Below are 9716 nucleotides of genomic sequence, written 5' to 3'. Positions count from 1 at the left end.
ACACGGGCTTGGCAAGTCATGCGGCACAATCGGACCGCATACCTCTTGCCGCCAGGATGGACCGGATGAGTGGACCGAGCTTCAGCAGCGACGCGCCCTACGAAACCCATGTGGTGTTGAACCAGCCGCCACCGTTCGCGGGGCGCCAGTTGTGGACTGACGACGTGGCGCTGATGGAAGCCGTGCAGCGCGAAGGCGCTGGCAGCTTCGCGCCACGCCTGGCGGTCTATGGCGCGCTGGCCGGCGACGAGCTGTACCGGCTCGGCTTTGATGCCAACCGCGACCGCCCACGCCTGCGCACGCATGATGCGCAGGGTCATCGCATCGATACGGTGGAGTTCCATCCGGCCTATCACCAGTTGATGGAAACGGCGAAATCGCACGGTGTCGCCGGCTTGTCCTGGCACGAACCGCAACCCGGCGCGCACGTCGCGCGTGCGGTGTTGAGCTACCTGCACCACCAGGCCGAGGCCGGCACCAGTTGCCCCTTGACGATGACCCATGCAGCAGTAGCGGTGCTGCACGCGCAGCCGCATCTGGCCGAGTGGGCACGCAAGGCCGCAGCGCCGGTCTATGACCCGCGCGACGTGCCGGTGGCTGACAAGGCCGGCATCACCCTGGGCATGGGCATGACCGAGAAGCAGGGCGGCTCGGATGTGCGCGCCAACAGCACGCGCGCCGAACCGATCGATGGTGAGCGCTATCGCCTTGTCGGCCACAAGTGGTTCTTTTCCGCACCGATGTGCGATGGCTTCCTGGTGCTGGCGCAGGCGCCGGGAGGACTGACCTGCCTGCTGATGCCGCGCCGGCTGGCCGACGGTGACCGCAACGCGTTCCGCCTGATGCGGTTGAAGGACAAGCTCGGCGATTGGGCCAATGCCTCCAGCGAAGTCGAGTTCTGCGGCGCGCAGGCATGGCGGGTGGGCGAGGAGGGGCGTGGCGTGGCCACCATCATCGGCATGGTGATGATGACCCGCCTGGATTGCATGCTGGGCGCAGCGGCGGAAATGCGCATGGCGTTGGCGCAGGCGTTGCACCACGCACGCCATCGCCGCACCTTCGGCAAGCTGCTGGTCGAGCACCCGTTGATGACCAACGTGCTGGCCGACCTGGCGCTGGAATCGGAAGCAGCCACGGTACTTTCGATGCGCATCGCACGCGCGGTGGATCGCGCAGGCGTGGATGCCAACGAAGCTGCGCTGGCACGGGTGGGAACGGCGCTGGGCAAGTACTGGCTGTGCAAGCGCGCGCCGGCCTTCGTCAACGAAGCGCAGGAATGCCTCGGCGGCGCAGGCTATGTGGAGGAATCGATGCTGCCGCGGCTGTACCGGCAGGCGCCGTTGAATTCGATCTGGGAAGGCAGTGGCAACATCCAGTGCCTGGACGTACTGCGCGCGCTGGCACGTGAACCGGAGGCACTGGCGGCGCTGCGCGCCGAGCTGGCAGCGGTGGCCGATCGTGATGCGCGCTACGCAGCGGCATTGCAGCGTTGGGCAGCGGCACCGGCACCGGATGAGTCGCAGGCGAGGCTTTTCTGCGAGCGCACTGCGTTGCTGCTGCAGGCGGCGTTGATGTTGCGGGCGGGCAGTCCAATGGCTGAAGCGTTCGTGCGCAGCCGGCTGGAAGGGCAGCATGGGCTGGTGTTCGGGACGCTGCCGGCGGGTGTGGATCTGTCGGCAATGCTGGCGCGCGCGCTGCCTTAGGGGCGGCCAACGGCGAAGCCCCTCGTGGTGGCCGCTGATACTGATGGGTGGGCCGCGCGGGTAGGTCGTGCAGGGGGCGCCGTGAATACGTCCTTGTAGGCGCGGGCGCGCCATCCATGGCGCTTACGCCCCTGCGCAACCTACCCGCGCGTCCTTGGACACTTTCCGTACGCGTCCAGCACGGAATCAACCGAAAGAGCAGAGAGCGAAAAGCAGAAAAGCCGCGGCAGTGCCGCGGCTTTTCCTGTGGCGCCGAGCCGATGCCCGGCTGCCGGTACGCCTTAGTGCTTGGCTTCTTCCTTGGCGGCGTTCGCCTTGGCGTCATTGGCGACATCACGGGCCTTGTCAGCAACCTTCTGTGCGGCGTCCGCAGTGGCGTCGCTGGCATGTGCAGCGGCGTCGGTTGCCGCAACCTTGGCCTTGTCTGCGGCGTTTGCGGTGGCGTCTGCGGCCTTGTCCAATGCCTGCTGGGTATCGGCGGCGGCCTGCTCGGAAGCGGCAGCGGTCTTGTCGGCAGCGTTGCGGGTGGCTTCGGCGGCCCTGTCCACGGCGTCACGGGCGGCAGCGCCGGCGCTGTCGGCGGCCTGCTGCGCGTCCTGCTTGGCCTGTTCGGCTTCCGGACCCTTGCAGGCGGCCAGGGCCAGCAGCAGGGAGGCGGCCAGCAGCGTGGTGGTGATCGGGCGAATCTTCATGGCGGTCTCCGGTACTGCAATGGATGGGGACGCCAGCCTATTCATGCCGTTGTGAAGACGGGGTCGCGATCCGAGGCGCGCGCAGGCAGCAGGCCAAAGAAAAAGCCGCTGGCGAACCAGCGGCTTTTCCAGAACAGCCTGAAGAAAGAAGTTATTACTTCTTGGCTTCTTCAGCAGCGTCCTTGGCCTGCTCAGCGGTAGCTTCGGCAGCCTTGGCAGCGTCCTTGGCTTCGCCAGCAGCAGCGTCGGTCGCGGCAGCAGCGGTGTTGGCAGCAGCGTCGGTCGCAGCGTCAGCAGCGGTGGCGGCGGTGTTGGCAGCCTGCTGGGCAGCGTCGGCGGTCTGGGCGCCGGCAGCGGCGGCCTGGTCGGCAGCAGCCTGGGCTTCGGTGGCGGCTTCGTTGGCCGAAGCAGCGGCGTCCTGGGCAGCTTCCTGCTTCGAGCAGGCGGCCAGGGCCAGAGCCAGGGACATCGCGACCAGCAGCTTGTTGATGCTCATTGTGTAAATCCTCGTCGTTAGAATTAGGCAACGCGCATGCTGCGCGCCGACAACATGATGACAAGCCAAGATTGGGTGTCAAGCGATCCCGCATTCATTTTTGCGAAATCGTCGTTAAATCTTTTTAAATCAATTCGATGGCGATGGCTGTTGCTTCACCGCCACCGATGCACAGGGTGGCAATGCCGCGCTTGCCACCGCGCGTGCGCAGGGCGTTGACCAAGGTCACCACCAGGCGTGCACCGGAGGCACCGATGGGATGGCCCAGTGCGCAGGCCCCGCCATTCACGTTGAGCTTGTCGTGCGGGATGCCCAGTTCACGCATCGGTGCCATCGCCACCACGGCGAAGGCCTCATTGATTTCGAACAGGTCGATCTGGTCCAGCGACCATCCGGTCTTGGCCAGCAGCGTGCGGATCGCGCCGATCGGGGCGGTGGTGAACCACTCCGGTTCCTGCGAATGGGTGGCGTGGCCGACGATGCGCGCCAGCGGGGTAATGCCACGTGCGTTGGCGTCTTCCTCGGTCAGCAGGACCACCGCAGCGGCGCCGTCGGAGATGCTGGAGGAGCTGGCGGCGGTGACGCTGCCGTCCTTCTTGAAGGCCGGGCGCAGGGTCGGGATCTTGGCGATGTCGGAGCGGCCGGGTTGCTCGTCGGTGGCGACCTCGACCTCACCCTTGCGGGTGGCGACCTTCACCGCGACGATCTCGTCGGCGAATGCCCCATTGGCCTGTGCGGCCTGTGCGCGCTTGACCGATTCGATCGCATAGGCGTCCTGTTCCTCGCGGCTGAACTGGTACTTGTCCACGGCGCATTCGGCGAATTCACCCATGGCCTTGCCGTCGTAGGCGTTGACCAGGCCGTCGTGGGCCATGTGGTCGATCGCCTGGAAGTTGCCGAAGCGGTTGCCGGTACGCGAGTTGGGCAGCAGGTGCGGGGCGTTGGACATCGATTCCATGCCGCCGGCAACCACGATGCTGGCCGAACCGGCCTTGATCAGGTCATGGCCGAGCATGATGGTCTTCATGCCCGAGCCGCACACCTTGTTGAGGGTGGTGGCACCGGTCGACAGCGGAATGCCGGCGGCGATCGCCGCCTGGCGGGCGGGCGCCTGGCCGAGGTTGGCCGGCAGCACGCAGCCCATGAGGACTTCTGAGACGTCGCTGGCCGGCACGCCCGACTGTTCCAGGGCGGCCGCGATGGCGGCCGCGCCGAGGGTCGGGGTCGGCACGCCGTTGAACTGGCCGAGGAAGGAGCCGATGGCGGTGCGCTTGGCGGCGGCGATGACGATGTTGGACATGGCAATCTCGTTGATGCGTAAGCAATGTTCGGAAAGGAGACCGAAGACGTTGGAAGCGCCGCGATTTCCCGGCAGACTGCGTGGGGGTCGACCCAAGTATAGAGGGTCGGGGAGGGCCGCCGCTGGGCGGCACCGCACGCCTGCCGGGATGTAGGCAGGCCAACGTTCATGGGAAGGAATCGATGGAACGCACGATGATGGTGAGGTCGGCGCTGGCGTCGGCGCTGGCGATGGCATTGACGGCATGTGGTGGCGGCGGAGGCGGCGGCAATGTCCGCATCGATCCACCCCCGACCACCCCGACGCCCCCGACCACGCCCCCGCCGACCACCCCGCCTCCGGCCAAGCCGCAGGAGCCGGCCTTCGACGCGCACCTGTCCGTGACCAATGCGCGTGCCGCACAGGCCGCCGGCCTGACCGGGCAGGGGGTGCGCATCGGCATCGTCGATTCGGGCGTGCAGCGCAACGCAGTGGCGCTGAACGGGCGCGTGGTCGCCAACCTCAACTACATCGACCCCGCCCGCAACAACCTGCAGGTGGACGACGTGGTGGGTCACGGCACGGCGGTGGCCAGCCTGGCCGCGGGTGCTCCGGTGGGGTCCTGGCCGGGCGGCATCGCCCCCGGCGCACAGATCGTTTCGGCGCGGATCATCGCCGACAAGCCGCCCGTCGATGACGGCAGCGGCAAGGGCAATTCCTTCAGCGGCCCACTGGGCGTGGCGCAGGTCCACCAGGACCTGATCAGCTACAACGTGAAGGTGATGAACAATTCGTGGGGCGGCCTGTACTGGACCGACCTGCCGACCACCGCGCAGGTGGCGGCCGAGTACCGGCCGTTCGTCATCAATCATGGCGGCCTGGTGGTGTTCGCGGCCGGCAACGATGCGCGCCCCGAGCCGAGCAGTCTGGCCGCGCTGCCCAGCCAGCTGGGCGTTGCCGGCTCGCTGCCAGCGGCCGATCTGGAGCGCGGCTGGCTGGTGGCCACTGCGGTGGATCCGTATGCACCGGGCACGCTGGCCAGCTACGCCAATGCCTGCGGCCAGGCCGCGCGCTACTGCCTGGCGGCGCCGGGCAGCGCGGTCTATCCCGATGCCAACGGCGGCAGCTATTACTGGAACTACGGCACGTCCTTTGCCGCCCCGCTGATTTCCGGCGCCGCCGCCCTGGTCTGGCAGCGCTACCCGTACTTCGACAACAACCTGGTGCGGCAGACCCTGCTGGGCACCGCCAAGGACATCGGTGCGCCCGGCGTGGATGCGGTGTTCGGCTACGGCCTGCTCGACATCTCGCGGGCGATCAAGGGGCCGGGGCGCTTCGACTGGGGCGATGTGGTGGCCAATGTCGATGCGCCATCGAGTGGCTCGCTGTGGAGCAACGACATCGTCGGCAGCGGTGGCCTGGTCAAGCAGGGCGGGGGAACCCTGGTGCTGGGTGGCAACAACAGCTACAGCGGCGCCACCCGCATCGAGCGCGGCATCCTGTCACTGCAGAACGGCAGCGTGATCCGCTCCAACGTGACGATCCTGGCGCAGCCCGATCCGGATTCGACCGGCCTGCAGTTCAATGGCGGTACGCCGCGCGTGATCGGCAATGTGGTCAACGGCAGCAGCGTGTTCCTCACCACCGGCAACACCACCGGCACCATCGAGGGCAACTACACCCAGCAGGCCGGTGCACAGCTGATGATCGCACTGGGTGCCAATGCGCTGCAGGTCACCGGCAACGCCACGATCAACGGGGGCGTGCGCGTGCACGGCTTCGTCTCCGGCTATGTGCCGCAGAACGGCAGCCGCCAGGACCTGATCCACGCCGCCGGCGGCCTCAACGGCACCTTCAGCAGCCCGGCCACCTCCAGCGGCCTGCAGGGCCTGTCGCTGCTGCAGAGCAGCTATGGCTATGACAGCAACAACGCTTGGTTGAACCTGACCCAGGTCAGCGTCACGGCGGCAGCGACCGGCCTCACGGCCTCGGCGCAGTCGGCTGCGCAACGCGTGGACAGTGCGTTCAGCGCGCTTGATGGCGATACGACGCTGCAGGGCTCGGCCTTCGGTACGGCCGCCGGTGCGCTGCAGTGGACCGGCGGTGGCAGCAAAGGCCTCGAGGCCAGTTTGCAGAGCCTGTCCGGACAGGCGCATGCGCGGGCCGAGTCGGCCACCTTCGACAGCATCGACATGTCACGCCGCGCGATCGCCGAGCGCTTCGATCGCGTGCAGGCGGCGCCGCGCCTGCGCGGGGCCTGGCAGAGCGCGCTCGGCGAAGCCGGGCAGGGCAGTTTCGCCGGCAATGCCGCCGACAGCCGTGGTTGGATGGCCGGCCAGGACCTGCCGCTGGGCAGCAATGGGCTGATGGGTGTGGCCTTCGGCGAAACCCGCAGCAATGGTGGCAGTGGCTTCGGCGGTGATCGTGGGCGTGATCGCCAGGCGCAGGCGCAGCTGTACGCCGGCTGGAACCTGGGCCGGGGCTATGCGCTGGCGCAGGTCGGCAGCGGCCAGTTCACCCGTGCGCTGGATCGCCAGTTGCTGCTGGGCGCCGGCGCCTACGGTGTCTCTGCACGTTACGGCGGACGTTTCAGCAGTGCCAGTGTCGAAGGCGGCTATCGCTTCGGCAACGCGGGTGCGTCGTTGACACCGTATCTGGGCGCCAGCACGACGCGCGTGGATACCGATGCCTTCAACGAACTGGGCGGGTTCGGCTTCGGCCTGCGTGGCGATGCCAACCGCGTACAGCGCAGCCAGATGCTGGCCGGTATCCGCGGCGAACGTGTCTGGGGGCGCTGGACCCTGCGCGGGCATGCCGAATGGCAGCAGCGGCTCGATGGTGCCGATGCGGACTGGCAGGCCAGTTTCGTCGGCGTTGATGCATGGGCGCCACTGGCGGGCTGGAACGCGCCGCGAGGCAGTGCGTTGTTCGGCGTGGCGCTGGAGTCGTGGTGGGGCCGCAACGGCCGCCTGAGCCTGGGCTTTGACCAGCGCGTCGGAGGCGAAGGCGCGCGCCAGGCGGCGTTGCGCTACAGCACCGGCTTCTGAACGGGCGGTCGCGCCGGGTCGAAAGGCCCGGCGCGACATCGGCAGGCTCAGCCGCCGCGCAGGTTGCCCAGGCGCGGGGTGCTGCGGCCCAGCGGCATCTTCAGCTTGCCGATCGACAGGATACGGCTTTCGGCGATGCGGTCGGCTGCCCGCTGCGGCGCGATGTTCTCGCGTTGCGACAGTTCGAAGATGCGGGTGAGGTTGTGGTAGATGCTGCGGATCAGGCGCATCGCGCGTTCGCGGTTGTAGCCATCGATCTCCAGCGACACGTTCATCACGCCGCCCGCGTTGACCGCGTAGTCAGGTGCATACAGGATGCCGCGCGCATGCAGTTCATCGCCGATTTCCAGGCTCGCCAGCTGGTTGTTGGCGGTACCGCAGATGATCTTCGCCTTGATCCGCGGCAGGGTGTCGGCGTTGATCGCGCCTTCCAGCGCGCACGGTGCGAACACATCGGCGTTCACTTCGTGGATCTCGTCCGGCTTGACCGCTTCGGCGCCGAAATCGCTGACCGCGCGATCAACCAGCGCGCTGTCCAGGTCGGTGACATACAGTTTGGCGCCGCGGTCGCGCAGCAGCTTGACCAGCTCCATGCCGATGTGGCCCAGGCCCTGCACTGCGATGCTGGTCTTGCCCACTTCCTCATGGCCGAACTTGAAGCGCATCGCCGCCATCAGCGCCTGCAGCGCACCGTAGGCGGTGAACGGGGCCGGATCGCCGGAGCCGCCATGGACCTGGTGCACGCCGGTCACGAACTGGCTCTCCAGGTAGATGTTCTCCATGTCGTTGACGTCGGTACCGACGTCCTCGGCGGTGATGTAGCGCCCTCCCAGCGAGTCGACATAACGGCCGAAGGCGCGGAACAGTACTTCAGTCTTGTCCACCTTCGGGTCGCCGATGATCACCGCCTTGCCACCACCGACGTTGAGGCCGGCCAGCGCATTCTTGTAGGTCATCGTCCGGCTCAGCCGCAGCACGTCGGCCAGCGCCTCGTCGGTGCTGGCATACGGACGCATGCGCACGCCGCCCAGGGCCGGGCCCAGGGTGGTGTTGTGGATGGCGATGATCGCCTGCAGGCCGGCATCGTGGTTGTGGCAGAACACCACTTGTTCGTGGCCGGTGGTGGCGAGGGTTTCGAATAGCATGGCGTCTCCGATGGCGCGAACAGCGGCGAACTGCAGCGAACGGCCAGTGAACGGTAGGGTCCCAAAACAAAAAAAGCGACGTCGTCATGGCTGGGGGACGGGTCGCGCGGCGCCATTCTAGTCCATTCCCCCGGCCGGTGCCGTCGACATCGCATGCCTTGCAGTTAAAGAAGATGAAAATGCGGCCGATGCTGCGACGACGGCGGGTGGCCGGATTCGCGTGAAGAGGCAGGCGGTCAGTGACGGCAAGGGCACCACAACGACAGGGCAGGCGGCGATGACAGCGGCCTGGTGGCGATCGCTGCGCGGCTGGCTGGCGCGTTCGACCGGGGCGGCACCGTCGCGGCTGGTTGCTGCGTCCCGCCAGGCGGTGGCCGCCGCAGCGGCGAGCCTGCAGGGCGAGGCGCTGCCCCCGGCCGAGATCGCTGCACATCTGCAACGTGGCCTGCATGCGCTGGCCCTGTACCCGCGTCTGGCCGGTGAATCCACGCCGGTGCAGGCCGCAGGGCTGGGCGAGGCGGTGGCGCGCGCGCTGCAGGACCGCAACTGGGCGGCCAGGCAGCTGCCCCGCCGGCCGCAACTGCTGCCGCAGCTGATCCAGACCGTCAACGACGATGCCGCCTCAGCGCGGGTGATGGCCGCGATCATCGGCCAGGACCCGGTACTGACCGGCAACCTGCTGCGCATCGCCAACAGCCCGGCCTACAAGGTGCATGAGCGCCCGGTTGAAAGCCTGCAGCGGGCGGTGACACTGGTGGGTACCGAAGGCGTGCGGCAGATCATCAGCGCGGTACTGGTGCAGCCGGTGATGCAGGTGCAGTGCGAAGTGTTCCCGCAGTTCAGCGCGATCATCTGGGAGCACGCGCTGCTGGCCTCGCGCGCGGCCGCCGATCACGCACGTACGGTCACCTTCGGTGATGCCTTCGCTGCGCAGTGGCTGGGCCTGGTGCAGGGACTGGGCGCGTCACTGGTAATGCGCCAGCTGCTGCAGGAAGCGCAGGCCCGCGGCGAGGCCGTGGAGCCGGCGTTGGCCCTGCAGCTGCTGCAGCAGTGGTCGTTACCGTTGGCGCAGCGGGTGGCCGCCGCATGGGAGCTGCCTGAGCCGGTTCACCAGGCCCTGGCCGTGGATGCAGAAGGGGCGCTGGCCGACAGCCTGCGCCTGGCCAGCGCCGCCGCAGCGGCCAGCCTGTTGTGCCGCCATGGGCATGCCAGCCAGAGCCGCATGCTGGCGCTGCTGGAGCAGCTGCCTTCAGCGCCGCCGCATGCATTGCGCTGGATCTGGCGGCGCCTGCATGGGCGCAGCGTGGAAACGCTGGATGAGGCCGGACAGGACCAGGCCGGCCCGGCGGCCTGA

7 protein-coding genes are annotated in these 9716 nt (G+C 67.9%); 3 read left to right on the top strand and 4 right to left on the bottom strand.

Annotation, left to right across the window (positions count from 1 at the left end):
- Nucleotides 1–65: 65 nt before the first annotated feature.
- Entirely contained in the window at nucleotides 66–1703 is a 1638-nt protein-coding gene (locus AC2A1N_RS06565; protein ID WP_065196913.1) for an acyl-CoA dehydrogenase family protein, read from the top strand.
- Between the two features lie 281 nt (nucleotides 1704–1984).
- Here AC2A1N_RS06565 and AC2A1N_RS06560 read toward each other — a convergent pair whose 3' ends face one another.
- The 3 genes from AC2A1N_RS06560 to AC2A1N_RS06550 form a co-directional block, all read right to left on the bottom strand.
- Nucleotides 1985–2395, bottom strand: coding sequence for a hypothetical protein (locus AC2A1N_RS06560; RefSeq protein WP_005418205.1), 411 nt, complete (start codon nucleotides 2393–2395; stop codon nucleotides 1985–1987).
- A gap of 154 nt (nucleotides 2396–2549) precedes the next feature.
- Nucleotides 2550–2891, bottom strand: a complete 342-nt coding sequence (locus tag AC2A1N_RS06555; RefSeq protein ID WP_005418203.1) for a hypothetical protein — start codon at nucleotides 2889–2891, stop codon at nucleotides 2550–2552.
- A 124-nt stretch (nucleotides 2892–3015) separates the two neighbouring features.
- Nucleotides 3016–4191 (bottom strand): thiolase family protein, encoded by a 1176-nt coding sequence (locus tag AC2A1N_RS06550; protein WP_049413060.1) that lies wholly within the window; start codon nucleotides 4189–4191, stop codon nucleotides 3016–3018.
- A 182-nt stretch (nucleotides 4192–4373) separates the two neighbouring features.
- Here AC2A1N_RS06550 and AC2A1N_RS06545 point away from each other — a divergent pair, with 182 nt between their 5' ends.
- Nucleotides 4374–7217, top strand: coding sequence for an autotransporter serine protease (locus AC2A1N_RS06545; protein ID WP_242894000.1), 2844 nt, complete (start codon nucleotides 4374–4376; stop codon nucleotides 7215–7217).
- 47 nt (nucleotides 7218–7264) lie between these two features.
- On the opposite strand, the gene AC2A1N_RS06540 is transcribed toward AC2A1N_RS06545, so the two are convergent.
- Nucleotides 7265–8362 (bottom strand): Glu/Leu/Phe/Val dehydrogenase dimerization domain-containing protein, encoded by a 1098-nt coding sequence (locus AC2A1N_RS06540; RefSeq protein ID WP_049413064.1) that lies wholly within the window; start codon nucleotides 8360–8362, stop codon nucleotides 7265–7267.
- Between the two features lie 277 nt (nucleotides 8363–8639).
- Between AC2A1N_RS06540 and AC2A1N_RS06535 the strand changes: the two genes are divergently transcribed.
- Complete coding sequence (locus AC2A1N_RS06535; protein WP_180884613.1) at nucleotides 8640–9716, top strand: HDOD domain-containing protein; 1077 nt, start codon at nucleotides 8640–8642, stop codon at nucleotides 9714–9716.

This window comes from Stenotrophomonas maltophilia group sp. SKK55 (assembly GCF_057179845.1).
The sequence above is the reverse complement of the archived record's forward strand: the minus strand, read 5'-3'. Positions and strand labels throughout refer to the sequence as shown.